At 61.4% G+C, this 26,551-nt stretch carries 21 protein-coding genes and 1 pseudogene; 8 read left to right on the forward strand and 14 right to left on the reverse strand.

Annotated features, from left to right (window positions below; all coding sequences use genetic code 11):
* The first annotated feature begins 64 nt into the window (after positions 1-64).
* Complete coding sequence (locus VIG32_04930; GenBank protein HEY8297350.1) at positions 65-730, forward strand: sigma-70 family RNA polymerase sigma factor; 666 nt, start codon at positions 65-67, stop codon at positions 728-730.
* Entirely contained in the window at positions 717-1,451 is a 735-nt protein-coding gene (locus tag VIG32_04935) for an MGMT family protein (GenBank protein HEY8297351.1), read from the forward strand. The genes VIG32_04930 and VIG32_04935 overlap by 14 nt, the downstream gene beginning before the upstream one ends.
* A gap of 14 nt (positions 1,452-1,465) precedes the next feature.
* Here VIG32_04935 and VIG32_04940 read toward each other — a convergent pair whose 3' ends face one another.
* Both VIG32_04940 and VIG32_04945 read right to left on the reverse strand, forming a co-directional pair.
* Positions 1,466-2,725, reverse strand: coding sequence for a S8 family serine peptidase (locus VIG32_04940; protein ID HEY8297352.1), 1,260 nt, complete (start codon positions 2,723-2,725; stop codon positions 1,466-1,468).
* Between the two features lie 49 nt (positions 2,726-2,774).
* Positions 2,775-5,354: a LuxR C-terminal-related transcriptional regulator gene (locus tag VIG32_04945; protein HEY8297353.1), complete on the reverse strand. Its 2,580-nt coding sequence runs from the start codon at positions 5,352-5,354 to the stop codon at positions 2,775-2,777.
* Positions 5,355-5,656: 302 nt separating this feature from the next.
* Between VIG32_04945 and pcp the strand changes: the two genes are divergently transcribed.
* From pcp to VIG32_04970, 5 genes are all read left to right on the forward strand, one after another.
* On the forward strand, positions 5,657-6,367 hold the full coding sequence (gene pcp / locus VIG32_04950) for a pyroglutamyl-peptidase I (GenBank protein HEY8297354.1): 711 nt from the start codon (positions 5,657-5,659) through the stop codon (positions 6,365-6,367).
* Positions 6,331-8,085: a hypothetical protein gene (locus tag VIG32_04955; GenBank protein ID HEY8297355.1), complete on the forward strand. Its 1,755-nt coding sequence runs from the start codon at positions 6,331-6,333 to the stop codon at positions 8,083-8,085. The genes pcp and VIG32_04955 overlap by 37 nt, the downstream gene beginning before the upstream one ends.
* 26 nt (positions 8,086-8,111) lie before the next feature.
* Positions 8,112-10,154 (forward strand): elongation factor G, encoded by a 2,043-nt coding sequence (locus tag VIG32_04960; protein HEY8297356.1) that lies wholly within the window; start codon positions 8,112-8,114, stop codon positions 10,152-10,154.
* A gap of 67 nt (positions 10,155-10,221) precedes the next feature.
* Positions 10,222-11,853 carry a peptide ABC transporter substrate-binding protein gene (locus VIG32_04965; protein HEY8297357.1) on the forward strand — a complete coding sequence of 544 codons (1,632 nt, stop codon included), beginning with the start codon at positions 10,222-10,224 and terminating at the stop codon, positions 11,851-11,853.
* Positions 11,841-12,392: a hypothetical protein gene (locus VIG32_04970; protein ID HEY8297358.1), complete on the forward strand. Its 552-nt coding sequence runs from the start codon at positions 11,841-11,843 to the stop codon at positions 12,390-12,392. The genes VIG32_04965 and VIG32_04970 overlap by 13 nt, the downstream gene beginning before the upstream one ends.
* On the opposite strand, the gene VIG32_04975 is transcribed toward VIG32_04970, so the two are convergent.
* The 4 genes and pseudogenes from VIG32_04975 to VIG32_04990 all read right to left on the reverse strand — a co-directional run bounded on the left by VIG32_04975 (position 12,389) and on the right by VIG32_04990 (position 13,988).
* Positions 12,389-12,793 (reverse strand): hypothetical protein, encoded by a 405-nt coding sequence (locus VIG32_04975; GenBank protein HEY8297359.1) that lies wholly within the window; start codon positions 12,791-12,793, stop codon positions 12,389-12,391. The genes VIG32_04970 and VIG32_04975 overlap by 4 nt on opposite strands.
* Complete coding sequence (locus tag VIG32_04980) at positions 12,793-13,626, reverse strand: MBL fold metallo-hydrolase (protein HEY8297360.1); 834 nt, start codon at positions 13,624-13,626, stop codon at positions 12,793-12,795. The genes VIG32_04975 and VIG32_04980 overlap by 1 nt, the downstream gene beginning before the upstream one ends.
* Positions 13,569-13,844: pseudogene (locus VIG32_04985) on the reverse strand (peroxiredoxin). Before VIG32_04985 ends, VIG32_04980 begins: the two are co-directional and overlap by 58 nt.
* A gap of 12 nt (positions 13,845-13,856) precedes the next feature.
* The gene (locus VIG32_04990; protein ID HEY8297361.1) at positions 13,857-13,988 is read right to left on the reverse strand and encodes a redoxin domain-containing protein; all 132 of its coding nucleotides are present in this window, start codon (positions 13,986-13,988) and stop codon (positions 13,857-13,859) included.
* A gap of 56 nt (positions 13,989-14,044) precedes the next feature.
* On the opposite strand from VIG32_04990, the gene VIG32_04995 reads away from it, so the two are divergent.
* Positions 14,045-14,611: a hypothetical protein gene (locus VIG32_04995; GenBank protein HEY8297362.1), complete on the forward strand. Its 567-nt coding sequence runs from the start codon at positions 14,045-14,047 to the stop codon at positions 14,609-14,611.
* A gap of 13 nt (positions 14,612-14,624) precedes the next feature.
* On the opposite strand, the gene VIG32_05000 is transcribed toward VIG32_04995, so the two are convergent.
* The 8 genes from VIG32_05000 to VIG32_05035 form a co-directional block, all read right to left on the reverse strand.
* Positions 14,625-14,945, reverse strand: a complete 321-nt coding sequence (locus tag VIG32_05000; protein ID HEY8297363.1) for a rhodanese-like domain-containing protein — start codon at positions 14,943-14,945, stop codon at positions 14,625-14,627.
* Positions 14,945-15,730 (reverse strand): thiazole synthase, encoded by a 786-nt coding sequence (locus VIG32_05005; protein HEY8297364.1) that lies wholly within the window; start codon positions 15,728-15,730, stop codon positions 14,945-14,947. Before VIG32_05005 ends, VIG32_05000 begins: the two co-directional genes overlap by 1 nt.
* 15 nt (positions 15,731-15,745) lie before the next feature.
* On the reverse strand, positions 15,746-15,961 hold the full coding sequence (thiS, locus tag VIG32_05010; GenBank protein ID HEY8297365.1) for a sulfur carrier protein ThiS: 216 nt from the start codon (positions 15,959-15,961) through the stop codon (positions 15,746-15,748).
* Positions 15,958-17,115, reverse strand: a complete 1,158-nt coding sequence (gene thiO, locus VIG32_05015; GenBank protein ID HEY8297366.1) for a glycine oxidase ThiO — start codon at positions 17,113-17,115, stop codon at positions 15,958-15,960. Before thiO ends, thiS begins: the two co-directional genes overlap by 4 nt.
* Before the next feature lies 1 nt (position 17,116).
* A complete protein-coding gene (locus tag VIG32_05020; protein ID HEY8297367.1) occupies positions 17,117-18,772 on the reverse strand; it encodes an electron transfer flavoprotein-ubiquinone oxidoreductase in 1,656 nt (551 codons plus the stop codon).
* A 113-nt stretch (positions 18,773-18,885) separates the two neighbouring features.
* Positions 18,886-19,347 carry a hypothetical protein gene (locus VIG32_05025; GenBank protein ID HEY8297368.1) on the reverse strand — a complete coding sequence of 154 codons (462 nt, stop codon included), beginning with the start codon at positions 19,345-19,347 and terminating at the stop codon, positions 18,886-18,888.
* A gap of 596 nt (positions 19,348-19,943) precedes the next feature.
* Complete coding sequence (locus tag VIG32_05030; protein ID HEY8297369.1) at positions 19,944-20,327, reverse strand: hypothetical protein; 384 nt, start codon at positions 20,325-20,327, stop codon at positions 19,944-19,946.
* Positions 20,328-21,044: 717 nt separating this feature from the next.
* On the reverse strand, positions 21,045-26,126 hold the full coding sequence (locus tag VIG32_05035) for a DUF6531 domain-containing protein (GenBank protein ID HEY8297370.1): 5,082 nt from the start codon (positions 26,124-26,126) through the stop codon (positions 21,045-21,047).
* Positions 26,127-26,551 lie beyond the last annotated feature (425 nt).

Raw genomic sequence — 26,551 nt, forward strand, 5'->3', positions numbered from 1 at the left:
GAAGCGGGGGGCACGCGTGGCGATGTGAAACCTTTGCGCCATGAGACGGTGTTTGGACGCGTGTATGAGCGCGCTTGCACCACTCCACAGGGAGTTGACCGTGCCACCACCGGCTTCGGCGAAGAAGGCGGCGACAAAAGCGCTTACCGGCATTCCCAGCGTCGAACGCTTTGACGCCATCGTCGACGACTATCAGCGTCGGCTCTACGGATTCGCGCTGCGCATGACCGGCAACCGAGAGGACGCTGAAGAGATCGTCCAAGACGCTTTCGTGCGCGCCTACCGCGCGCTCGGGAAGATGTCGCTCGAACAGCGTTCCGAACTGCGTCTTCAGCCGTGGCTCTACACGATCACGTTGAACGTTACGCGAAATCGCCTGCGAAGCAAGCGGCCTACCAACGTTGCGCTCGACGCGTTGGCCGATCCCGACGCGCTGCTGCGCGGCGCATCGCACGACGGTCCGCTCCAGCCCGAAACCATCGTCGAGCAGAATGCCGACATGGTGCTGGTGGAGCGCGCCCTGCTGCAACTCCCGATGCATTTGCGCGCGGCGGCGACGTTGCGATTCATCGAAGGGCGCAGCCACCCGGAGATCGCCGAGATTCTCGATCAGCCGATCGGAACGGTCAAGTCGCACGTCCACCGCGCCGTGCGCATCCTGCGCCGCATCCTCGGCCCGCAGATCGGAAAAATCGTGCCTCAAGGAGCATCACTCCATGCGCTGTCGTGACGTCGAAGCGCTGTGGGACGACATTCGCGAGGGAATGCCCCCGCTTCGCGAAGCCGTCCTCAGCCATCTGAAGGCGTGCCCGCCGTGCCAGGAGTTGTACGAGCAGTACGAAGGCGTCGCCTATTGCTTGTCGTGCCTTCCGCAGCCGGAGCCGTCGTGCGATCTGGCCGCCAAGGTCGTCGAACACATCGCGCAGATCAAACACAAGTACCGTTCCACACCCGTGACGCTCGCCGTCGTCGCAACGCCGATCGGGCGCCTCTACGTCGGATTTAAAGATGCGCGCATCACGTTCGTCGGAATCGATCGCGGCGAGCCGGCCGAGGCTATCCGCGAGCAAGTCGAGCGCCGCTTGCGCCGGAACGTTCAGACTGGTGAAGCGCCGTCGTGGCTAATCGGAATGCTCGACGAGTTCTTTACCACCTGGCACGTTGACGAAGGGCGCGTCGATATCAGCGACCTCACGCCCTTCGAGCAGGCCGCCCTCAAGGCGGCGGCCGCGATTCCGCCGGGTGAGGTACGGTCGTACTCGTGGGTCGCTCGCGAGATCGGCCGTCCGCGCGCCGCACGGGCCGTCGGTCAAGCGATGGCGCGTAATCCGTTGCCGTTGCTCTTCCCGTGCCACCGCGTCGTCGATTCGAACGGCGAACTTCACAACTACGGCTACGGCATCGAGATGAAGGCCCGTATCCTCAAGATGGAAGGCTACAAACCGAACTAACCGCGGCTAGCGCTTTAGAGACCGCCGAGCCCATGTGGGGTGCCTAGACCCGTATACGCGTCGAAGCCGGCGGGAGCGACGTCGTTGAACGCGCTGCGATGCGCATAGAGATACCAGGCGCTGTTGATGGCGCGCCCGTTACCCGCCAGTGCGTATGCGGCCGCGACCAACGGCGCGCCGACACTCGTACCACCGACGACGATCCACCCGCCGGCTTGCCCGGAGTTCGTGAAATCATCGTAAACCGCAACGCCGGTCTGCGGGTCGGCAACCGCCGCGACATCGACCGTCGAACGCGCGTTATGACACGGACCCGGCGGCTGCCAATAGGGTCGCCATAAATAGTAGCTGCATCCGTGCCCGCCGCTCTGCCAGGCCGTTTCGGTCCACGAACCGCCCGCGCGCGTAAGGGTCGTGCCGCCAACCGACGTTACGTAACGCGATGCGGCCGGATACATCGGGACGCCGCGATCGCCCGAACTGACCGTGATTGGTACGCCCGCGTGCCGGTAGTGCGACTCTTCCGCCGCTTCGCCCGACCATTCGAACGCGTCGTAGCTGTTGCTCACGACGTTCGCACCCATCGCGACGGCGCGATCGACGCTCGCGCCGAGATCGTCGAGCGATGCCGAGTTCGCTTCCACGAGCAAAATGTGACAGTTCGGGCAGGTCGCCGAGAGCACGTCGAGATCCAGTGCGATCTCCGTGGCCCACTGCCGGTTCGGCGCCGGATATGGACCGAGAGAACCGGCTTGGTCGACGCGCCGGAAACAGCCGTTAGCCGTGCTACATTCCGGTAAGCCGAAGGCGGCGCGATAGATCGCTAAATCGGCTTCGGCCGCGGGATCGTCGTAGGCATCCACGATCGCCACGGTCTGGCCGGTGCCGGCCGCGGACGTGGCGCCCGGCAGCTCATACGCGCCGGTCAGGTCGGCCGGTTGCAGTCCGTGAATCTCGAGCGGTGTGGCGTGCGGATCTGAGACGGGGGCGATGCCTGTATTTTGCAGCGCCAAACAGCGCGCGCTGCCGGCGGGGGCCTCGGGACAGAGCGAGACGATATTTCCCGGGAGTGTGGCCGGGGCATCGCCCGGCAGCGTGGCCGGGGCGTCGCCCGGCAAGGTCGCGGGCGCGTCGCCGGGCAGGCCTTGTGCGTCGCCCGGCAACGTTGCCGGCGCATCGGCGGGTGCCGCCGCGCTGGACGCGGCGCGCGAACCGGGCGGAACGGCGCGCATCCCCGCGCCCCCGCAACCGGCCAGAATCGTAATGAGGAACACCGCTAGAACTTTGCTACCGCATCGAACGCTCATTGCCGCCGCTTATACCCTAACTCGGGTCGGTCCACCCGGCGGCGACCGCTATAGCGACCGCTTCGCGCCGCCCGCTGCACTCGAGCTTGCGCGCAATCGAACGAATGTGAACGTCGACCGTCTTCGAGCTTCGGCCGAGATCGGCCGCAATCGCCTTGCTGCTCGCGCCGCGCGTCAGCATCCCGAGGACGGTCCGCTCCGCCGGCGTCAGACGCGCGAGACCGGCGTCGTTTGAGGCCGGAAGCTCGATCCGCTCGAGCAGCATCGCAATACCACCGAGCTGTTCGGAGCGCAGCCGTTCGAGCGCGGCCGTAACCGCGGCGTCGCTGCCTTGGCCGATTTGCCGGGCGTACATCGAACGCAGGGCGCGCGCGAAAACGTGCAGACGCGCGAAGTGCGAGGAACCCCTCTCGACCTCGACGATCCGGCGATGGGCGAGACTCGCACGACCGCGCGCGAGTTCGGCGAGCGCCAAGAAAAGCCGCGCGCGCGTGCTGCGGCGATTCGATTTGACTCCCTCGGCGGCTAGGAGTTCGAGCGCCCGCGCGATCGCCGCATCGCCGGCATCGTACCGCCGCGCGGCCACCGCGTATACCGCAATTTCCGCGTAGCGCAGTGCCCTCCGTTCAGCTGAATCGGGTGCTTGGCCGGTCCCATCGAGAAGTGCGAACGCGCCGGCAAACTCGCCCTTCCAAGCCAGGCGCAGCGCCTGAGCCGGCAGCAGCGCTTGCAGTCGCGCGAGCGGATAGGCATGCGGATCTTCGTCGACTTGCGCGTCAAGCGCGTCGAGCGCCGCGGCGTTCCCCCGATCGGCTTCGAGATCGTACGTTCCGAGCAGCGCGAAGAGCCGCACTTGCCGGCTGGCCGTCTTTCTTCCGAGTTCGGCGATGGATTCGAGCACGCGCAGGCGTTCGATCGGATCGCGGTCGACGTCGAGCAGCGACGTGTAGAGTACCGAAGACGCGCGCGCGGCCACCTCGAAGAGCGAGTGCGCGCGTGCCAACTCGATCGCCAGGTTTGCGTAACGATGCGCGAGTTCGTATTCGCCCGCTCCCACGTAGACGTACGCCACCTGCTGGTAGATACGCGCGCGTACGTCGCCGGCGAGGCCGGGCTCGAGAATCGCCAGAGCTTGCGCCGCCGCCGTTCGCGCGGGATCGAACCGCCCGACCCGCGCGTGCGCGGTTGCGAGAGTGGCCAGGATCGCCGCTCGCAAGGCGGCGCCGAGCGACTGCTGATGCGCGAGCGGTTCGAGCAACGCCGTCGCGTCACGATCGTTTCGCACCAGCTGTATCGCGTATCGATAGGTTAGCGAAGCGCAAAGCGCCGGGTCGTCCGCCGCTCGATCGATCGCCGTTGGGAAGAGCCGTTCGGCCACGTCGAAACGCCCGCGATTGCATTCGATCGCAGCGCGAACGCCGAGGATCGTCGCGTTATCGCGTTCGTCTTCATCGGAAAGCAGTCCGATCGCGCTCTCCACGATCTCGACGCTGCCTCGATCGAGCAGAACGAAGCCCGTCCGTTCGATCAGTCCGGCGATTGGCCCGGCCGCGCGCGCGCGGCACAACAGCGCGAGGGCGTCCGCGTCGCGCCCCAAGCGCTCCAGAACTGCGGCGGCTTCGCACAGTACGGCCGCAAGGGCCTGCGGCGCGAGTTGCGATTCGAGAAATTCGCGAAAGAGATCGTGATAACGGTATTCGGTTTCGGAGACCGGACTCACGAAGGCAACCCTGCGGCGCACGTCGTTGAACGTTACGGGCGATTCGGCATGGGCCTCGACGATCGCGGTATCGACCGCCGTATAAACGCACGTAGCGAGCAAAAAGCGACGTTCCGCATCGCTTAGCCGCGCGAATACCTGCTCGGCGAGATAGGCGAAAATCATCTCGCGCGTGCTGGCGCGAGCCGCGCGCAGGTCGGAGACGCGGGTTGCGGTGCGCAAGGCGATCGAAAACGCGACGGGCCAGCCGCCGGTCAACCCGAGCAGCTCCTCGATCTCGCCCGCATCGTCGCTCGAATCGACGCCGTCGGCCGCCGCGAGTGCCTCGCCGAGGGTGAAGCACAGAACGGCCTCGGTGACGGGCATGTCCATTCGCTCGTAGCCGACCCAGGATGCGACGGGCAGCCCGGCATCGGAACGCGACGCGATGATCCAGCGAATCGGCCCGGCGGTTTGTTCTATCACCTGCCTCAAGAACGCCGTTACGTTCGGATCGATGGTCGCGTTGTGCGCGTCGTCGATGACGATCGTATGATTCAAAAACCGTACGTGTTCGTAAAACCAAGCCGCGAGTTCGCGCGCGGGGTCGGCAACGGCGACCGCTAGTTGCTGCGCGTTTGCAAACGACGCCGCGGCCGAGGGCGCGACCGGTGCGATCGTTTCGCTCAATCCGCGAACGAACGCCAGCAGGGAGTTTTCGTCGGGGCGCACGTTGTGGCGCACGAATCGAACGCGGCCGTTTTCCAGAAAATCGGTCAGAGCGACACTCTTCCCAAAGCCCGCCGGCCCGAGAATCATCGCCACCGGATAGTTGCAAGCACGTTCGATCGCAGCGTTGACGCGCGCTCGAAAGAGCGGTCTTCGAATGAATTTCATCGCGAATAGCCGCACCATGCGAACGGAGCGCAGGATTCTCCTTCACCCGCAAGAACGTCGATTTTTATGTGAAGTCCGCGGACCCCTCAGAGAGAGACGAACGAGGGCAAACGGCCGGACGAAGGAGGTGGTTATCGTAAGTAGTGAGAGTTTACATTCTAAACAGAACGTTACGATGATCGGAGGTGCCGACTCCTAACGGAGTGGCATCTCTCAACGAGACACCGTCGCCGGTCCCACGCGGACCGGCGATTTTTTTCGCTCTACAGGGGAACGTCGAAACGGCGCTAACCTTAATGAAGGTGGCCAAGCACGTCCTCATCACCGGCTTCGAGCCCTTCGGAGGCGGAAACGTCAACCCGAGCGAGCTCGTCGCGCGCAGTCTCGAAGGACGCCCCATTGCGGGGCGCCTTATTGTTACGTGCATTCTTCCGGTTGCGACCCGTAACGTGCGCGAGCGCTTGGAACGCGCGATGCTCGAGGAGCAGCCCGATATCGTCATCGCACTAGGCCAGGCCGGCGGCCGCAGCGCCGTGGCCCTGGAGCGCGTCGCCGTGAACGTTCTCGATTTCGATCGCCCCGACAACGCCGGCGAGACCCGCGAAAACGAGCCGATTCAGCGGGGCGGCCCCGACGCGCGTCTCTCGGGCCTGCCGTTCGATGCCATCGTCGGCGCCTGGAAAGAGCACGACGTGCCGGGCTACGTCTCCAATTCGGCGGGCACGTATATCTGCAATCAGGTTCTCTACGAAGTCCTCGGCCTCGCAGAAGCGGCATCGCCGCCGATCGCAGCCGGCTTCGTGCACCTCCCGTACCTGCCGGCCCAGGCGATCGCCGCGGGTCCGGACTCCAGCCCATCAATGTCTTTCGATCTGATGAAGCGCGCGATGGAGATATTGATCGAAACTGTCGTACCCTGGGTCGAGCATCGTACCTCCGAACGCAGCGGCGGCAGCCGCCCCGCCGGATCGAAGATGTGGATCCCACGCGGTGTAAAGGAAGTAGAACGCTGAGCGACCCACGTATCGCCGCCATCCCCGATATTCACGGTCACGCCAAGGGCGAACACAAGCCGTATGCCGAGGAGCGCCCGATCGCTTACTCGCCCCGCATGCTCTTTTTGTGGTTCTTCCACGCATGCCGCCGCGGCTCGCCGCGCTTCCTAATGGTGACCGACCACATCAACTATTTGACGTTCGAAGACCCCGGTGCCGTGAACACGGTCCGGCGCGCGCTCAAACTCGCCGAAGCCGGCGATTTGTACGGCGCTGCCGAGACCGCCGGCGTGGACGTCGCCCATGCGGCGACCGTCTCCGAGGGCTTGCGCAAAGGCATGCGCTTCTCGATCGGCGCGGAACTCGATAACGATCCGCGTGCCAGACCCGACGCGCAGAACATCGTCGATGCGATGCGCCCCGACGGCATGATTCGCTCGGTGCATTTTTTGACGATCGACCATCCGGAAAAGGGCGCCGACTTCGCGTGGCCGTTCGACAACGCGGAGTTTCGCGAACTCTACGACGTCGTCGGCACGGAGAAGACGTGGGACCTCTACATGGCAAAGTTGATCGACGATATCGAGAAGCTGCCCGGCCACATCGTCGGGCATTTCTACGTACCCGCGAACTTCGGCCATTGGTCGAAGAACATCGAAGCGCACGAAGACCGGCTGCTCGATGCGTGCGCGGCGCGCGGCATGGCCGTTGAGGTCAACACTCGCTATCTCTATCGCGATAATCCCGACGATCTCAAAGGCCAGATGCGCGCCGCGTATCTTCGCCTGATGAGAAAAGCCAAAGAAAAAAATGTCGGCGTGGCGATCGGCTCGGACGCGCACAGCCCCAAAGATCAAGGTAATGGGTTCGACGAGGTCCTGCGCATGCTCGACCAGGCCGGAATCAACGAAATCGTTTTTCCGGTCGGCGGCCGGCTCGCGCGCGTTGCCCTGCGCGCCACCAAAGAACTGATCGAAAAAGCCAAACCCGTTGCGGAGACGCCGTTACCGGGCAGCAGCATCAGCGGATTCGGCCGCGCGGAACTCGGCTTGCCCGAGCGCAACGAAGCCGAAGAGCGCGAAGCCGCCAAGACGGCATCGGCGACCGCGCGCAAACGCGCGAGCGCGGCAACGCGCGAAGCGAAAAAACCGGCTCGCGACGCGGCTGCAAAGTTACTGAAACCGGCCAAGAAATCCAAAGTCAAGGAACCCGCCGCACTCGCAGCGAGCGCGCCGGCCGCAAAAGCGGTGAAATCCGCCAAGGAACCCGCCAAGGCCAAGCCGACCGTGAAGCCCGCGGCACCGATCAAAAAGCCGGCCGCCGTCAAAGCCGCGGCCGTCAAGAAGGCCGCGCCGGCGAAAAAAGCGCCGCCGAAAGCCGTGAAAAAAGCCGTGCCCGTCAAAAAGGCCGCGGTAGCCAAAAAAGCTGCGCCCGCCAAAAAGACGCCCGCGAAGAAAGCCGCACCGGTAAAAAAAGCGGCTCCGCTCAAAAAAGCCAGCCCCGCGAAAAAGGCGCCGCCCAAGAAATCCGCTCCCGCGAAAAAGGCGGTTGCGGTAAAGAAAGCGCCGCCCAAGAAGCCGGCCGCCAAACACGTTGCGGCCAAAAAATCCGCGCCGGCAAAAAAAGCCGCCCCCGCAAAAAAATCGCCCGCGAAGGCCGCCAAGTCCAAACCGGTTTCGAAACACGTGTCCACCAAAAAAGCGCCGGCCAAGAAAGCAGCGACGAAACGACGCTAGCATAAGCCCGCGCGAAGGAGCGTAGAATGTCGGAAATCTCACGCGTCCGCAACGTTGCCGTCGTCGGCTCGCATCACGCGGGCAAGACGACACTCGTCGAGGCGATCCTCGCCCACTGCGGCGCCATCGGGCGCCGCGGGAGCGTGATCGAAGGCACGACCACCACCGATCACGAGCCCGAAGACATCGCACACGCGCAGTCCACCACCGTTGGATTCGCGCACACCGCGTGCGACGATATCGACATCACGCTCGTCGACTGCCCGGGGTTCATCGACTTCTTCGAAGAGACCAAACACGCGCTCGCGGGCGTCGATGCGGTGATCGTGGTCGTGGAGGCCGATCCCAACCGCGTCCCACTCACCCAAATGCTCGTCGGGTATATCGAGACTCGCCGGATTCCGCATCTCTTCGTCATCAACAAACTCGATCGTCCCGGTTCAGATTTTGCCGGAACGCTGGCCGCGTTGCGATCCGCTTACGGTCCGCACGTCGTCGCCGAGCAGTGGCCGATCGGCGCCGCCGAAACGTTCAGGGGATACGTCGACCTCGCCGGACGCGCGAGCTTTCTCTACGAGGCCGATCGCGAAAACGCGTCTGCGACGCCGGCGGAGATGCAAGCCGAGATCGAAAGCGCGCGCGGCCTGTTGCTCGAGGCCATGGCCGACTTCGACGATCATTTGATGGAAGAGCTGCTCGAGGGCGTCGAGCCCCCGATCGAAGAGGTCGAAAAAGATCTCTGCGTGGAGTGTTCGCACGATCAGATCGTTCCGGTGGTGATCGCCGCCGGACTGCCCGGCTACGGCGTCGCGGCGCTCGTGCGCGCGATTGCGAAGTGGCTGCCCTCGCCGGCCGACGCACCGATGATCGACGCGGAAGGTCGCCCGATCGAACCGCGCGCAGACGGACCCGCAATCGCGACCGTCATCAAGACGATCATCCATCCGCAATCCGGTAAACTCTCCGTCGTACGCGTGCTATCCGGCACGATCAAAGCCGACGCAACGCTCACCGATATGACCAAAAGCGGCGAAAAAGTCCGTTCGGGCGGTCTCTATCGGCTGCAGGGCAAGAAGCAAGAACCGATTCCGGCCGCCGGTCCCGGCAGCATCGCCGCGATCGCGCGGCTCGAAACGGTCGCAACCGGCGATACCCTCACGAGCGACGGGTTCAAGGTGCTGTTGCCGCGCGTGAGCGTTGCCGAACCGGTCTTTGCCGTTGCGATCAAACCGAAGGATCGCATGGACGAAGCCAAGATTTCGCAGATGCTGGCCCGCATCGTCGACGAGGATCCGTCGCTGCGCCTCGAGCGCGCCGCCATCACGAGCGAACTCGAACTGCTCGGCTGCGGCGAGCAGCACGTGTCGATCGCCGTCGAGCGCCTGGGACGCAAATATAAAGTCGAGGTGCTCACCGCGCCGCCCACGATTCCGTATCAGGAAACGATTACGGCGGGGACCGAGATTCATTCGCGTTACAAACATCAAACGGGCGGTCACGGGCAGTTCGGCGACGTATGGCTGCGCTTCGAACCGCGCGACCGCGGCAACGGCGTAACCTTCGAAGACAAGATCGTGGGCGGCGTCGTGCCGCGGCAGTTTATTCCGGCCGTCGAGAAAGGCGTGCGCGAAGCGCTCGCCCACGGCAGCGTTGGAAGCTACCCGGTGACCGACGTGCACGTCGTGCTCTACGACGGCGCCTACCACGACGTCGACTCGAGCGAACAGTCGTTCAAGACCGCCGCAAGCATGGGCGTGCGCGACGCGTTGCCGAAGTGCGGTCCGGTCGTACTCGAACCGATCGTACGGGTTCGCGTCACCGTGCCGACCTCGCACGCTGCGGCCGTCATCACGCAACTCACCGGCAAGCGCGGGCAGATCCTTGGCATGAGCCCGGAAGGCGACAAGCCGGGACACGACGTGGTCGAAGCCGACGTGCCGCAAGTCGAACTCTCGCGCTATATCACGGAGCTGCGGACGGCAACGCAGGGGCTCGGTACCTACTCGTGGACGCACGAACGCTTCGATCCCGTTCCCGGCAAATGGACCGGACCAAAGGCCGCCGTCTAAGACGGGCCGAAGTCTGCGCGGTCTTCTTCTGCACCTTGCGCCCCGATGGGCCGGAGGAATCAGCTACTTGAAACGACTCGTCGCACTCGTCGCGCTCGGCGCCGTCATGGCCGGCTGCACGCAAACACAGACCAACGGGACCGGTGGCGGCCCGAACGCCGGAACCGTGCCTGGAGTGTTACGCGTCGCCATCCAATCCGACGTCAAGAACCTCAACCCGCTGCTTGCGTCCAACACGACCGACGGCATGATCGCGCGCCTGATGTTCGTGCCGCTGATCACTTCCAACGACAAGGGCGAGCCGGTGCCGATGCTGGCTTCCGACGTACCGTCGATGGCGAACGGCGGCATTAGCAAAGACGGGCTCACGATCACCTATCACCTGCGCAAAAATGCGAAGTGGTCCGACGGCGTTGCCGTATCGAGCGCCGACGTCAAGTGGTCGTGGCAAGCGGTGATGAATTCGAGCAACAACGTCATCTCGCGCAACGGATACGACGACATCAGCTCGATCGACGTTCCCGATCCCTACACGGTCGTGGTGCATCTCAAGCGCAAATTCTCTCCGTTCGTCAACACGTTCTTCGCCGATAGCGACTCGCCGCTCTCGGTCGCACCGGCTCACGTGCTCTCGAAATATCCCGACATCAACCAGATTCCGTTCAACAGCACGCCCAACGTGACCGACGGGCCGTTCAAATTCGTGCGATGGGTGCACGGCGATCACATCTCGCTTGCGGCGAATCCGAACTTCTTCATGGGAGTCCCCGGGCTCAAGGAGATCAACGTTCGCATCATTCCCGATGAAAACACCATCGTTAACCTCGTGAAAACGCACGAGATCGATTGGATGTTCGAAGCGTCGATCAACAACTATCCGGCCGTGAAAGACATTCCGGGCACGGTCATCAAATTCGTCGACGTCAACGGTTACGAAGACGTGCAGCTCAACGTGCAGCGGCCCTACCTTCAAGACGTGCGGGTGCGGCAAGCCATCGCGTATGCGATGGACAAGCAGCAGCTCATCGACAATCTCACCTACGGCCAAGAGCACATCGCAACCGAAGACCAGCCGCCGTTCATGTGGGCCTACGATCCGAACATCAAGCCGTATCCGCACGACGTGCAAAAGGCGCGCCAGCTCCTCCAAGCGGCGGGCTGGACTCCCGGCAGCGACGGGATCATGACGAAAAACGGCCAGCGTCTCACGCTTGTGCTAGTGAGCAATTCAAGCAACGTGACGCGCCGCAAGGCCGCGCTCGAAATCCAGAACATGATGAAACAAGCCGGTATCGAGATCGAGGTCAAGCCCTATCAAGCCGACGTGCTCTTCGCGCCGGTCGGCGAGGGCGGCATCCTGCAGGGCGGAAAATTCGATCTCAGTCTCGCGGGCTGGTACTCCGGCGTCGATCCCGACGATTCGTCGCAGCTCGTCTGCGCGCAGGTCGCGCCGAAGGGCTACAACTACTCACGCTACTGTACGCCCGCCATGGAAGCGGCGCAAAAGATGGCGCTCGAGAATTACGATCGTCCGACGCGCACCAAGGCCTACTTCAAGATTCAGGAATTGCTCGCGAAAGACGTTCCCGAAATCTACGACTATTACGAGCGGCAGATGCACCCGATCAACTCGGATTTCAAGGGTTTCGATCCCAATCCGGTCGTCGAATCCTGGAATGCGTGGCAATGGAGTATCTAGGGTCGCCCGAACCGCTCGGCCGGATTCCCGAACTGAACTGGCTTCGCAAGATCGTCGTCGAACGCACGCTGACCCAAGGGGATTACGTCCTCTCGGGCGGCGCCCGTAGCGACTACTACATCGACAAATTCCGGCTCTTCTCCGACCCGCACGTGCTGCGGCGCATCGCGCGCATGTTCGTTCCGGTGATCGCCGAGACGAACCCCGAGATCATCGGCGGCACCGAACTCGGCGGCGTGATCATCGCGACGGCGGTCTCGCAAATGACCGGATTGCCGATGCTGGCCGTGCGTAAGATGCCCAAAGGCTACGGCGCGTTTCCCGGCGAGTACGTCGAGGGTGCGTACGAACCCGGCCAGCGCGTACTCTTACTCGAAGACGTGGTCAGCAATGGCCGCGAACTGCTCGCCGCCAAGGCTCGGCTCGAGGAACTGCAGCTGCGCGTCACGGCCTGCGCCGTGGTGAGCCGCGGCCTCGCGCCCGTCCGCTCGCTCATTCAATTCTCTCTCCCGCGCGGCAGCCGCTCGCACGACAACTAATCGCTCTTCGTATCCCCGGCGCTCTCGGTAAGCTTGCCGTAAAGATCGATGGCGGCGGGCATGATCGACGTCTTCGCATCGGCTTGATGGACCTCGATCACGAATTCTTCGGTCATCAATTGCTCGACGAATCGTAGGGCCCGTTCGTACGACACGAGAGCGAAATTCGCGTCGAGCATGAAGCTGCCATCGGCGTCATAGAGCGCGATCGAAATCTGCCGCGCGTCTTCGCCCGAGCGACGCCCGGGGGTTCCGTAGAGCGTCACGATGAGCAGCAGCCCGTTGATCGGACTCAGGCCTTTCATCTGCGAGATGAATCCGGCACGATCCGCGATCTCGCAAAACCACGCGACCGGTTCGCCGTAAAGAGCGCGCTCGAACGCGACGAGCCGGTCGCTCATCAGACCGAAAACTCCAGCCCGTCGTCCGCGATCGTTACGCGGCCTCGAAAGACCGCCCGCGCCGCGGCGCGCATCCCGGCGGGATCGCATTCGCTCCCGTAGTGGGTCAACACCAGATGCTCCACGCCCGCGTCGCGTGCCATCGATCCGGCTTCTTCGGCGGTTGCATGCAATTGCCGTTCGCCGTCATCCGGTTGCGAACCAAGCGTGGCTTCGCAGAGAAAGAGGTCGGCGCCGCGCGCGAGTTCGACGATCGCGCTGCACGGCGCCGTGTCGGCCGAATACGCGAGCGTCCGCCCCGCGCCTTCCACGCGCATGGCGTAGGTTTCGAGCGTGTGGCGCGCGCGCGCGAAACGGATCGTTAGGCCGCCAAACGAAAGCGTTCCGTTTGGATCGTATGGATGCAGTTCCACGACCGGCTCGTAGAACGCCACCGGTTCGCTCGTCGCGATCGTCGCGGCCAGACCGCGCAGTACGCCCTCGCCGCCCGGCGGCAGATAGACTCGCAGGCCGGTCGCTCGACGGGTCGGCCCGTAGGCCAGCGCGTAGCGCAGCGGAACGAGGTCGAGAAAATGGTCGGCATGCATGTGCGAAACGATCACGGCATCGAGGGCCGCATAGTCGAGCACCTTGCGCAACGACGAAAACGCTCCCGAACCGAAGTCGAGCGCGATCGTCACCGCTCCGTCGGAGACGAGGTAACAGCTGCTCGCGCGCCCCGGTCGCGGGGTCGAGGAACTCGACCCCACGATCCGCAGCGAGAGTCCGCCGGAGGTTATGCGAGCGCGGCCAGCACCTCGTCGGCATGGCCCTCCACTTGAACTTTCGGCCACACCCGAACGATCGTTCCTCGCGCGTCGATGAGGAACGTCGAGCGTGCGACGCCCTCACCCATCGCGTCGTAGAGCACCGAATCGACATCGGCGAGCAGCGCGAACGGGATATCGTATTTCGCCTTAAACGTTTGATGCGACGCGACCGAATCGCGGCTCACGCCCACGATACGCGCGCCCTTACGTTCGAACGCGGACAGTGCGTCGCGAAACTGCGACGCTTCGTTCGTTCAACCGGGTGTGTCGTCTTTGGGATAAAACCACAGCACGAGCGGTTTGCCGAGCAGGCCGGCGGTATCGACGGACGCGCCGGTATCGTCGAGTACGGTTACGTTTGGCAGTTGGTCGCCTTGCGATAGCATGAGTACGAAAATCGCGGGACGGGGTGGCGTTCCCTGCCGCGGGGAAGCATTTGCGAATGGCTCAAGGTCCGCACCCACTCGCCCTCGCCCTCATCGATCGGCTGCCTGCGCGGCCGCACGCGCCGGTTCTCGAGATCGGCGCCGGCAGCGGCCGCAACACCGCCGCCCTCCGGGCGGCCGGCTTCGTGGTAACGGCGATCGGCGCGGAAGAGATCGCGCGGGCCGCGCGAGGCTATGTGGGAGCGCTCAGTACGCACGCGCTCCTGCACGGATCGCCCGACAGCATCGCATCGCTGCTCGACCAGATCGCGCAACGGCTCGAGAAGGCGGCGCCGCTGTATGCGACCTTCGCATCGATTCACGACGCACGCTACGGCGCCGGCGTGCGGCTAGGCGACCATACCTTCGCGCCCGAAGCGGGTGAGGAGCGCGGCGTCCCCCACACGTACTTCAACGAAAAGCGGCTGCGCACGCTGCTCGCAAAGCACTTCGAGCTCGAAGCGATCGAAGAAATCGACGCAAGCGCCATCGTTGGCCGCTGGGCCCACGCCCAACTACCCGCAGGCACCGTCCACTGGTTCGTCCACGCCACTTTTTGTCATGCTGAGCCTCTCGAAGCATGAGCTTGTCGATGTTCTAGCGGTATGTTGGGATGGATGGGTCGATTCGGGTTGCGTATTCGTTGATTCCGCCGTCGACGTTGTAGACGTTAGCGAAGCCGTGCTGAGTTAAAAATCGCGCGACCTGCGCGCTGCGGCCGCCGTGATGGCAGAGCACGGCAATCTCCGCGTCCTTATCGAGTTCGTTCAAGCGCGCGGGTAGGTCGCGCATCGGGACGTGCGTCGCACCGTCGAGACTCGCGAGCGTCAGTTCGTGCGGTTCGCGCACGTCGAGCAGCACGAATGCTTTCTGTTCGGAGCGCCAGCGCGCCAACTCATCAACCGATATCTCTTGCATCACACTTTGGGACCGGCGATGAGGTTTTGCATCGGGCTCGATGCGTTTGCATAGAGCCGCCGTTCCATGCGTCCGGAGAGAAACGCCAGTCGGCCGGCAATCACACCGTGGCGCATCGCGTCGGCCATCTGCACGGGATCGTTCGACGCGGCGATGCCGGTATTCATCAAGAGCGCGTCGACGCCCAGCTCCATTGCGATGGCCGCATCGCTCGCCGTACCGACACCGGCATCCACGATCACGGGTACGCCCGCGCGTTCTTTGATGATGCGAATCGAATACGGATTGCAGACGCCCAGTCCGCTGCCGATCGGCGCCGCGAGCGGCATCACGGCCGCACAGCCAACCTCTTCGAGATGTTTGCACGCGGTCGGATCGTCGGCGATGTAGGGCAGCACGGTAAACCCGTCCTTGACGAGTTCTTCGGCGGCGATCAACGTTTCGCGCGTATCGGGGTAGAGCGTCTGCGCGTCGCCGATAACCTCGAGTTTGATCAAGTCGGTCTCAAGTAATTCGCGCGCCAGCTGTGCGGTTAAAACCGCTTCCTTCGCCGTATAGCATCCGGCCGTGTTCGGCAAGATCGTAAAGCGGGAGCGATCGATGAAATCGAGCATCGTCTTTCCGCTGCGATCGTCCAGATTGATGCGTCGAATCGCGACGGTGATCATTTGCGCCCCGCTTGCGGTATGGGCAGCTTGCATGATCTCCATCGAAGGATATTTTCCCGTACCGACGATAAGCCGCGACGTGAATTCGTAGGTTCCGATTTTGAGCGTGTCTTGCATGTGATTCCCCGCCGGTTAACCGCCGGCGACGGCTTTGATGATCTCGACGCGATCGCCGTCTTCGAGCGGCTCGACCGCAAAGGTGGATCGGCGCACGACGCGATCGTTCTTGGCAACGGCGACGCCGGACGACGGCGTTTGCAAGTCGGCAAGCAATTGACCGAGCGTCGTGCCCTTCGCGAATTCGCGCGATTCGCCGTTGACGATCGCGATGATGGTCTGCGCACTCATGCTTTAAGAATATCTCTTTCGACGCGGTCGGGCCTCTCCATACGAGCTAACCCGAAGGCGGCATCCGTTTCGTCCGAACGCCCTTCCACGATATCCGCCAGCCGGGCGGCGGTCGCGGGAGCGAGGAGGATCCCGTTGCGATAGTGCCCGACGGCGAGAAAATATCCCGCAAGCGCGGTGGGGCCGATAAATGGGCGGCCGTCGGGCGAGCCCGGACGCAGCCCCGCCCACATTTCGCTCACGGCGAAGTCGCCAAGCGCTGGAGCGGCGGCCACCGCCGCATGCAGCAAGTCGTGGATCGCCTGCGCGGTCACGCGGGTATCGAAGCCGCGTTCCTCAACGGTCGCCCCGACCAGCAGACGGCCGTCTTCGCGCGGCACCAGATACCCGCCCGGTACCCAAATCGCGCGGCCAACGAGACCGCGCGGAATCGCGAGCGCGAGCATCTGCCCCTTCACGGGGCGAACCGGCGGCGTGCAAGCTGCCGGCACTCCCGTAATCTGCGAAGCCCAGGCACCGGCAGCATTGATGACGGCGCCGGCGGGCGCAAATCCCTCGTCGCTGCGCACGCCCAAGACCCGCCGCCCGTCGGCCTCAACGGCGACGCTCTGCAGGCCGGTTCGCACGATCGCGCCGCCCGCCGTGCAGGCGGCCGCCAAGGCGCGCCCCAGACGCCGGTTGTCGATCTCGCCCTCGCCCCGGACCAGCAGCGAGCCGCGAACGTGTTTGCCGAGAATCGGCTCCAGCGCGAGCGTCCCCTCGCGATCGTAGATTTCGCAGTCGCGCCCGGCGGCGCGCAACTCGAGCGCGCGCTCCTCGAGACCGCGCAGATCCGCGCTCGAAAAAGCGGCGCTCGCGATGCCCTCCAAGCGCAAATGCGGATCCACACCGCTCGCGGCGCGCACGCGCTCCACGAACTCCGGATAGCGCCCGAGGGATTCCTCGCAGAGCGCCTGCAGCGGCGCATCGGCGATCGCCTCGGTCCACGGCGCGAGCATGCCCGCCCCAGCCCAGGAGGCCGCCTTGGCCGGCTCGCGCGTATCGTAGACGCGAACGGCGGCGCCGCGTTGCGTCAATTCGAAAGCGATCGACAATCCGATCAAGCCCGCGCCGATAATGGCGACATCGCCCGCAAGCTTCGAAGCGGCGTTCACGCTACATCCCGGTGTAGACCGGGCCCTCCCCGCCCTGCGGCGGTACCCACGTGATGATCTGATACGGATCGACGATATCGCACGTCTTGCAATGCACGCAATTCGTGAAGTTGATCTGCAGGCGTCCTTCGACCGCGCCGCCGGCGGTCTGCGTAAACTCGGGCTCGTAGACTTTCGCCGGGCAGAAATACTGACACGGATTTCCGTACTCCACCGTGCAGCGATCGCGGCAGATGTTGGTATCGGCGACGTGCAGATGCGAGGGCTGGTTTTCCTCGTGCATCGCGCCGCTGTTAAAGACGTCGGTGAGCTTGTCGAACGTCAGCACGCCATCGATCGGCGCGCGCGGCGTTTCGAGCGGTTTGTATCCGCGCTTCTCCATCACCGCGTAGCCCGGCTCGCCTTTCATGCGATCGATGAAACCGAATCCCGCGCCGCCCGTCACCATGCTGAGGCCCGCGTTGAGCATGCCCGAGACCAACCCGCCCTTGAACCCTTGATGAAAGTTCCGCGCCGTGCGCAACTCCGCGTACGCCCACGAATCTTTGAATCGCGTGTCGTATGACGCGAGTTGGGCGGCGTCGTATTTCTCCGCCGCCAGCGCCTCGAACGCCGCTTCGGCCGCGAGCATGCCGGATTTCATCGCTAGGTGAATCCCCTTGAGGCGCATGCCGTTTAAAAATCCAGCGGAATCGCCGACGAGCATGAGCCCGTCCGCGTACAACTGCGGCATGGCGAAGAGACCGCCCTCGGGAATCGCTTTGGCGCCGTACCGCAGCAATTTCGCGCTGTCGAGCCACTTCCGGATGACCGGATGCATCTTAAGGCGCTGCAGTTCGTTTTGCGGATCGGTCGTCGGATTCTTATAGTCGAGTCCGGTCACCATTCCGATATCGAGAATGTCGTTTGCCATGCCGTAGATGAAGCCGCCGCCGAAGGTTTCGAAGGGTAGCGGATAGCCGAGCGTGTGGATGACGTGCCCGGCCGGATACGTGCCGGGCTTGAGCTGCCACAACTCCTTAACGCCGGCGGCGTAGACTTGCGGCTCGCGCCCGGCATCGAGGTTCAGGCGCGGGATCGCCTGCTTTGTGAGCGTTCCGCGCGGGCCTTCGCCCAGGACCACGATCTTCGCGAGCAGGTCGGCACCGGGCTCGTAGTTGGGCTTCGGCTGACCGTTGCGATCGACGCCTTTATCGCCGGTGCGTACGCCGATCACGCGATCGCCGTCCCACAGCACTTCCTGACCTGGAAATGCGGGAAAGACTTGCGCGCCGAGCGCTTCGGCCTGCTCGCCGAGCCACTTCGCGATCTTCTGCAGCGAGGCGACGTACTTGCCGTGGTTGTTCATCGGCGGCGGCGTGATCGGCGCTTTGATCTTACCGTTCTCGGTGAGATACCACAGCTCGTCGCCGGTAATCTCCGATTCGACCGGCGCGCTCGTCCGCCAGTCGGGCAGCAATTCGTCGAGCGCCCGCGGATCCAGGACCGCACCGGAGATGCCGTGAGCCCCGATGTCGCTGCCCTTCTCGATGACCAGAACCTCGAGTTCGCGTCCGGCCGCTTTGGCAAGCTGCATCAAGCGGATCGCGCCGGCCAGACTCGCCGGCCCCGCTCCGACAAAGAGCACATCTACTTCAAGGGTATCGCGTTGCGCCATGCCTCTTGTCTTCTCCGAGGGCCGGTTCTGTCATGCCGAAAAGCGCAGGTGCGCATAGTTGCAGAGCGCGGTGGGCCAACGGAGAGGGCCAAAATCAATAGGGAGATTCAGGCTCAGCCTCGCGATGATAACGCACTGTCAACGGCAGCCAGAATTTCTTTTGTCTCGCAAGCAATGTTTAGGCCGCAGCCATCGGAAAGATATCTAACAGCCCCGCTCCACTCGAGAAGCGAACGCAGATATTCGGGTACGGAGACGCCAAAATTCGCGCGATCCGACGTAAATTGTTCAGACCAGCGAAATGGATCTGCCAGTCGCCATTTGTCATCGGTAAAAAAGTATACCTCGTCGAAGCCCGAAAACAGTGCAGGCGCGCAGCCGAGCAAATCCCTCCCTGCGAGTACGATGAATCGCCCGAAGTCGTCGTGCGCCAGCCCCTGAATCTGGTCGCGCACATCGTCCCTTACATCCATCGAGCTGTCGACACAGGTTACACGACAATCCATCCCTTCCGCAAATTCCGGAAACCTGGCTAGTAGTCCGGCGATATCCGTATCAAAAAATTCGAACAGCAAACTGCTGCCTCCAATTACGCTCAGTAAAGTGCCCGGCTATGATCCGCTGGAATCTTTCTCGTGTTCACCTTTCTCCTTCGGTGTTAGAGGGCGCCCTTTTTGCCTCACCGGATTGCCATCTAAATCTGGCTTCCAGTCGTGGGCACGCGGGTCCCCTGCACCGTGATCGTGACCGTAGTCGATGTCCTTAACCGCGCCGCCGGAGGGGCCGTACTCTCGCACCTGCTTACCATCAGGTCGAGTGACCGTCGTCCCCGGCATTCCAAAGCGCGGAAGACTGTTGCCAATAGCGCGCCGGATTGCGCTTACGCCGTCGCGAAGCGTACGAGTAATTCGATCACGCTTCGCATATGCCCAACCGGGCAGTCCGCTCAAGCCCACAGCGCCCGCACCCCATCCAAGAGCCGAGAGGCCGCCTACCGCGGCGGCACCTCCTTCTACGATGCAGGCGTCCTCAACGCAGTACCCGCTCGGGTCAGAATAGGCGATTGGATTGTTCCGATTCCACATATAAGGTCGTTGGCTCTCGGGGTCGTGTATGTCGCCCGAATAGGCGTCTGGGCTCGTCCACTGCTGCAGCTGCGAGTCAAACGCTCTTACGCCTTGGAACGATAAGTCGGCAAACTTGTATCCTCCCGAAACAAAGACACGGCCGTGGCGGGAGTTTTAAAGCTTGAATTCGCATTGTATCCAGGATACACGCCATCGACCAGAGTGGATTTCTCAGGATTCCCAGAACGAAAGGCGCCCGAGGCGGCGGTCCATACGTCGGTGGCTCCCACCTGATGGGCAGAGATTTCGACGCCGGAAAAATCGCGGTCGAGCACCGTAAGCCCGCTTTGCGCTGCGTAAACGGCCAATTTTTCAATGTTAAGCTGCTGCAGATTTCCTGCTTGATCGGAAACGTAGAGCAAATCGTCACCATCCCAGTGCAGTGTGGCACTTGGGGAATTAGGGTTGTTCGAAACAATGCCGGCCAAGTGACCATCTGCTTCCTATTTGTACGTGGCCTGAACGAAGTTACAAATACCGTTAAAACCCGTGCAGTTATCCGATATCGTGCGATTGTCGGCATCGTATCCTCGAGTTTGAACCAGCACCTGGCCGCTACATCCGGATGTCGCACTCCACGCAATGGTTTGCGAAATCCCTCGTCCGGCGCGATCGTATGCCATCGAATCATATCCGGTTGTGCATGGGCTCGATTTTTGGGGGCTTCCCAAAAATGCTCCCGTCGCCGGGTCAACGCCCGACTGGCAGTACGGATAATTTGTCGAAAGGCTAAGTGCACACGCGTAGCCGTAAACGTCGGCAATGCGCGACAGCGTCTGCGGCGTGGTGGTCGCAGGACTCAAACCGGTCTCGCCCGTGAGTTCATCTCGGATATTGTATGCTTTAAAATCGTGACTAATCTGATTTCCTGCGCCGTTGTTTGGTGGGCGTATGAGGTTTGGCATGCCTAGATCGTAACCGGTAACGTTGCCTTCTGCGTCGTGCTGAACGTTGCTGACCCTTCTCGCTAAGCCGAAAGTGTCCACCAAACCGGGCCAGCTTCAAAAGGATGGAGGGTAGCTATCAGCAGTGGGCCACTTTGGTTCTCCGGCGGACTCTGAAGAACGAATGCGTTAGCGTCGTGGAGCCGATTAGGAATTCGCATATGACTCGCTGAGGGATCGGTGAGTGCCCGACGCCATAATTTAAAAACAATACTGACCGTAAGCTAACGATCCGCGCGTCCCGACGAGCGAATAAATCAGGCGGTGTCGGCGTCCATTTTTGAATTCGTACATAAAGACGTTTGGCGCGTTGGATATCCCAAACCTATAGATAAATATCCCCGGCTGATCGTCCAGCTGAAGATAGAGGCGCCCCGTGTGAACTGGATTGACGTGAGGCGTGCCCGCTGGGAAAAAACCGTCAATGTGTAATACAATGAGCAGCGAGCCATTATGTCGTTCCGCTTTCGCGAGATATATCAACGGGGCATCGGTGAGAAAATCATTGAATCGCTTGCAAGGAGAAAGCATTGCCCTCTCGATGTCGTTGTCGAAGCGATGTATTATGGCGGTCTGCGCGTTGGCAATCATGTTTCTTTTACTCTGAAGGACCCAAGGCGTCGTATTGGGATGATATTGTGCATTGAATGACGCCCAGTCCATAACGTGATTCTGTCCAAGCGGACCCCAATCTGGCCCAACCCAATTTCTTGCATTTCCAAGCTCCAAGTCAACCCTATGCTCAATAGAATACGCGTTTACTTCCTCTTGTGTCGCGGGCTCGTCACGAAATGCATTAGCGGGTACACCTGTTCTGACATCAACGTTGAACCTGGCCCGGTCGATCGAATCAAACGCATGCCCAAACTCGTGAGCAGCCGTATCCATTGTCCCGCCGTGGGATTGCCGCGTACCAATCCCGATGGACCCTCCCTTTCCCTCGTTTGCGCGAAAGACACCGTCCTGGGTATTAGTTAGCGGTGTCACAACAAAGGTGCCTGCTTTTTTCCCCTGAAGCTCTTTCAACATTTTGGCGAAAACCTTGCTGCGTGACGCCATATCCTGAATGACGTGCTTTAGGTGTTTGTCACCGATGACTACGGTATACCCGGATGGATCCTCGTAGGAGATGGGGTTCCCTCTGTTCCACACATACTGCCTTTGCGACGCGGGGTCGTTAACCTCGCCAGCATATGCATCAGGCGTTGCCCAGGAATTGGAATCGCTGTTAAACATGCGAACACCTTGAATGGTATTTACGCCATCCCAGATACCATCCGGGCCTGCATAAACGGGCACCTGTCCGCCTGCGCTTCCACAACACGTCGTGAACAGATAAGTGCAAGTTGGCACGTTGGTTCCAATACAATTGTTCGTTGAGCGATAACTGCTCTGCCCTAGAGTGCCGACAACTGCAGCCGCGTTGTAGCAGACACCGATGCTTCCACTTGGCATGCGCTCATAAAAGGTCGCACCGGTGTAGCCGGTGTCCGCGAACGTGACGTCCCCTAACGTCCCGATCTTTAGGTCAACGATTCGGCCGGTCGGATCGGTAACAAACAGCAATCTACCGCCGTCCCAGTGAAGAGTTTCATAGTATGGTCCTCCGCTCCCTACGGTAAACCCCGAAAATCCAATTTGATCAGGGTGGCCGTTAGGCCCCCAAACATACGAATCTTCTCGATTTCTAGATAACCCTCCGCTAAGATCGCTGGTGTTTATTTTCGTGTCGGTCATGTGATTTTCTGCATCGTACACATTTGTGGTAGTCGTATCAGTTTCGTCAATTTGCTTTGTATCATCTAGCTTGTACGTAGCCGCCAACGTCGAGGTCAGACGGCCTGTCCCGTCATAGGTGTAGTTCTCCGATGCGCAAGAAGTTCCAGAGTAGTCTTTCGCGCATGGCGACCTGCCGTTGAATGTTGCGGGGGGAACGTTATATTGGCTCGTGAGTGCACCCATGCGCGCGTCAAGAGTCGCGTTTGTATATCCGCTGTTCGGGTTCGTTGCTAACGCTATTGGAATACCATTGGCGACGACTGCCTGCGATTGGATTGCGGCGCCGATCTTCGTCGACACCAATTCGCCTCGCCGGCTGTAATTCAGCGCAACAGACGTCGCTGCCCCCGTGCTGGTGTACCCGGTTAGCCCTCCTTCGGCATCACGACTATAATTCGACATGCCGACGGTCGGTCCGAGCGAGACCGAACTCTCCATGCCATACGCATCATATGTGAAGGAGGGGGCCGCTATGGGCCGCCCCGCGCCGGAATAGGTCAGGTTCGCGGTACGTCCGGCGGCGGTGTACCCAAAGCCAACGGTCGTGCTTCCCTGCGGAAGTGAGTCCGTCTCAACAGCTTGCTGTTCAACTTTTCCATCGGGTCGATACGAATAGCGAAACACCTGATTTTGGTTGAACGCAGTGGACTGCACATCCAAGCTGGCTGGACTGTCATCGGCATAATAATGATACGCGAGCGTCGCATGCGCTGGCAGGCCAGCGGGTTCGACTGATGATGCCATGTTACCGTCGGCATTGTACGTATAGGTCTGAGCACCAAACTGGCCGGATTGCGCACTCGCAACGCGCCCATCGGAATCATAGGTATAGGCGAGGTTGGGAGTGTTCGGGTCATTGTACACGATCGACGAAGTGCTACCATCTGGGTCGTACTCGTAGCTCTTGCATGGAACTGAGCCGGTACAGTCGCGACTCAACTTTCCTATTGAAGTTCCGGTTGCGTCGTATGTGAGCGTCTCGGTATAGAGGCTCTGCCCCGAATAAGAATACTTGCTGCTTAGGCGATCTAGTGCGTCGAATGCCTGTGCTTTTGTGTCGGTAAACGAGCAGCTTGAAAAACTCCCAGGGATGGTCACGCTTGGTGTCGCCAGGCACTCCTGTGTTTTCACGAGGTTCCCGTATCCGGTCAGACTTTGGCCCGCCACGCTTGGGCGCGGCCCGGCGCTCCCGTTCTCCGAGAGGTCGTAAATATAGCGCGTTTTCCACGAGAATTGGTAGGCGTCGTTGGGATCCTGAGGCTCTTCAATCTCGATAAGCCGATCGCCACCGTCATACCACTTATTCGTCGTGGCCGCGATATTTCCAAAATGGTGCGTTTCGGAGATTTCGTTGCCGTTCGCATCGTAGCCGTAGGAAACACTGTGAGCGCCGCATGGGGCATTCCCGTCCAATGCGTATTGGGTGGCCGTTTGCGTTGCTTGAATTTGGCCGTTCGGGTAGTAGCACGTTCGGGTCGTGACGTTATCCGGGTCAGTCGCTGAGGTCAGTCGGTTAAGCGTGTCGTAGGTCAGCGACCAAGCACCGTTGCCCTTGTTATAGGCTTGCAAGTTTCCGTGCCCGTCGTAAGAGAATGTCTGCGTTGGTTGCCGATTTGATCCATCCAGCTGCGTGAAAGAGTCACCCGTCGTGGAGGTCGGCAAGCCGAAATCCGTGCCGCCTTGCGCCCCCGGGTTGTAGGCGATCGTGCGGTGATAGCCGAGGGCTGTTGTCGTTTGCGTAAGTTCGCCAAATGGCTCGTAGGCGGGAGCGGTCCAGACGTATTGCGTCGTGCCCGATTGAGATGGGCATAGCGAGTCTGAAGACGGCGGTGGTCCCGTGACATTCCAGTCGTACCCGGCATTGTGATCAAATTGGGGGTCGCAATACGCGATGACGTTATTGTGCGAGTCGTACGAGTAGCGCGAGGTCGGCCGGAACGTGCCCGCCGAAGTAGTTACACTTGGAAGGGCGACCTCGACCGTGTTCCCATTCGCGTCCGAGACGTAATCGGTCTCGTTTCCGCGCGCATCGAAACTTGACGCAAGGTCATCGAGACTGTCGTACCATTGGGTCGTGGTGAGGAACGTTCCGTCGGCCTTGTAGTAATGAAAACCAGTTACATGATCGTGATCGTTTTGCCAGTCGTATCCGCGCTCATGCCCGTCCGAGTCGGTTACGGTCGTGTTCCCGCCCGTTGTGTAGCTTATCCACGTGCTACGATACCCTTGGACGCCGGTCGGCATGCCCGGCTGCAGGAGCGTGTTTGTCCCGTCCGCGAGCGTAGGATTGACGACTCCGTGGAAATAGTACGAGCTAAGCTGATTGTTTGGTTGGTATGTGTATTCCACAAAGCCGCCGGCGTTCGGATTTGGGGTGTTGAGTGGTGTCATGACCCACGATAACAGGTGGGTAGCGCCGGACCAGCCGTAGGCCTGCTTTAATGCGGCACCCGCATTATTTCCCGGTTTCGTTACCGATGCGAGATTCGCGAAACTATCGTAGTCGTAAGTAACGGCGTTTCCATCGGGCCACCGCAAACTCGAGAGTAGACGGTAGGTTCCAAAATTGGCGAACTGCAACGTCGCTGTTTCGCCATCTTCAGCACTTACAACGAGCTGATTAAGGTTTGCCGATGTAGAGGCATCACCGTTATCGAAAGTGTAGGTGAACGTCAGAGTGTTATTATTGTTCCTTGCGTAAATTCGAAGGAGTCGACCAGCGTAGGCTGCGGTGTTTGCCGGCTGCGTTGGTCCATAAAAGTAGTAGATGGCGCCGTTCTTTTTGGTCCAAAAGAATCCATTACCACCATCTGATGTCAAGGTGGCGTGGAGTCCATCGCGCCACTGGGGATCATAGCCCCCGCTACTATTTTGAAAGTAGTCGTACCGCGCTCCATCGATATCAAAGACGCTGATTCCGGGTCCGTTGTTATTGGCAATATGCGCATCGAACGTATTGGTCCACCCATTGCCATAGTTTGATGGCGTGCTCCCGTCGCTACCGGCGTAGTCATGTTGGCTAAAGCTATTATACGTGCGGCGAAACGCGAGTTCGATCCCGCGATGCGGAACCGCCATATCGTCGCCTTGCAAAACCAAGTTTCCGGTCTTGACGTTCCACATCATCGTCCCAACGCCGTGTATGGCTTCCTCTTCGAAGGTCCACCAGCGATTGATGCCCGCATTCTCTGGAGCGTTGGTGTCAACCGGCAGGCTTCCGAAGCCACCCGATGATGCCGCTCTACGTGCTGGACCGAACGAGGCGCTTCGCGATTGAGCGTGTTGCGGTATGGGCGTGCTCACTGGGGTCAGGATGCCTGGCCTTTGCACCGTCAAAAACGGCGTTTCGCTACTGGCTGGCAATCTCTGGGGCATTGCCATCGGAAACTTCTGACGAGAATCCAGAAGCGCTTTTCGCAGATAGAGCGCCGCAGCGCGGGGATTTGTAAGCATACGAGGTGTTGAGAGCGGCAGCATCCCACGTGGTGGGAGCACGCGAGCCACGACTGGTACGGGCGTAGGGCGATTCTTGCTAGGCGGTGTATGAGGCGCTGCGGTGAACTTCGACCGCGTCATCAGGAATGGTGAGATCGTGGCAACGATCAGCGACTGAAGCCACCCAAAATCGCTCCGAACCGCGCCCAGCTCGACGGGCAAGAGGCCGCCACGTATTCGGCTCGCGGCAGTTGCCGGCTGCACCCCCCCGCCACGAGCCTCGGCCGTCAGCGGTGGCGCCGACGCCCGGCTCGAGCCGGCAATCACCAGCGACGGTTGCCCAACGAATACCAAACATAACGCTAGTGCAATAATGCGGCGCATTTCAACGTACTCCTCACACCCCAAGCGGAGGCGGCGCATATTCTTCCGCACCACCGAACCACCCGGTATCGATGTGACAAAAGTAACACAGCAAGCGTTCGCTTGCAAGT

It is taken from the genome of Candidatus Baltobacteraceae bacterium (assembly GCA_036559195.1).
Classification (GTDB): Bacteria; Vulcanimicrobiota; Vulcanimicrobiia; order Vulcanimicrobiales; family Vulcanimicrobiaceae; genus JALYTZ01.

What these genes read in the sequence shown, in the direction of transcription:
- VIG32_04930 (HEY8297350.1), top strand. Translation starts at nt 65, where the DNA reads ATGAGCGCGCTTGCACCACTCCACAGGGAGTTGACCGTGCCACCACCG.
- VIG32_04935 (HEY8297351.1), top strand. Translation starts at nt 717, where the DNA reads ATGCGCTGTCGTGACGTCGAAGCGCTGTGGGACGACATTCGCGAGGGA.
- VIG32_04945 (HEY8297353.1), bottom strand. Translation starts at nt 5,354, where the DNA reads ATGAAATTCATTCGAAGACCGCTCTTTCGAGCGCGCGTCAACGCTGCG.
- VIG32_04960 (HEY8297356.1), top strand. Translation starts at nt 8,112, where the DNA reads ATGTCGGAAATCTCACGCGTCCGCAACGTTGCCGTCGTCGGCTCGCAT.
- VIG32_04970 (HEY8297358.1), top strand. Translation starts at nt 11,841, where the DNA reads ATGGAGTATCTAGGGTCGCCCGAACCGCTCGGCCGGATTCCCGAACTG.
- VIG32_04975 (HEY8297359.1), bottom strand. Translation starts at nt 12,793, where the DNA reads ATGAGCGACCGGCTCGTCGCGTTCGAGCGCGCTCTTTACGGCGAACCG.
- VIG32_04990 (HEY8297361.1), bottom strand. Translation starts at nt 13,988, where the DNA reads ATGCTATCGCAAGGCGACCAACTGCCAAACGTAACCGTACTCGACGAT.
- VIG32_04995 (HEY8297362.1), top strand. Translation starts at nt 14,045, where the DNA reads ATGGCTCAAGGTCCGCACCCACTCGCCCTCGCCCTCATCGATCGGCTG.
- VIG32_05000 (HEY8297363.1), bottom strand. Translation starts at nt 14,945, where the DNA reads ATGCAAGAGATATCGGTTGATGAGTTGGCGCGCTGGCGCTCCGAACAG.
- VIG32_05005 (HEY8297364.1), bottom strand. Translation starts at nt 15,730, where the DNA reads ATGCAAGACACGCTCAAAATCGGAACCTACGAATTCACGTCGCGGCTT.
- thiS (HEY8297365.1), bottom strand. Translation starts at nt 15,961, where the DNA reads ATGAGTGCGCAGACCATCATCGCGATCGTCAACGGCGAATCGCGCGAA.
- VIG32_05020 (HEY8297367.1), bottom strand. Translation starts at nt 18,772, where the DNA reads ATGGCGCAACGCGATACCCTTGAAGTAGATGTGCTCTTTGTCGGAGCG.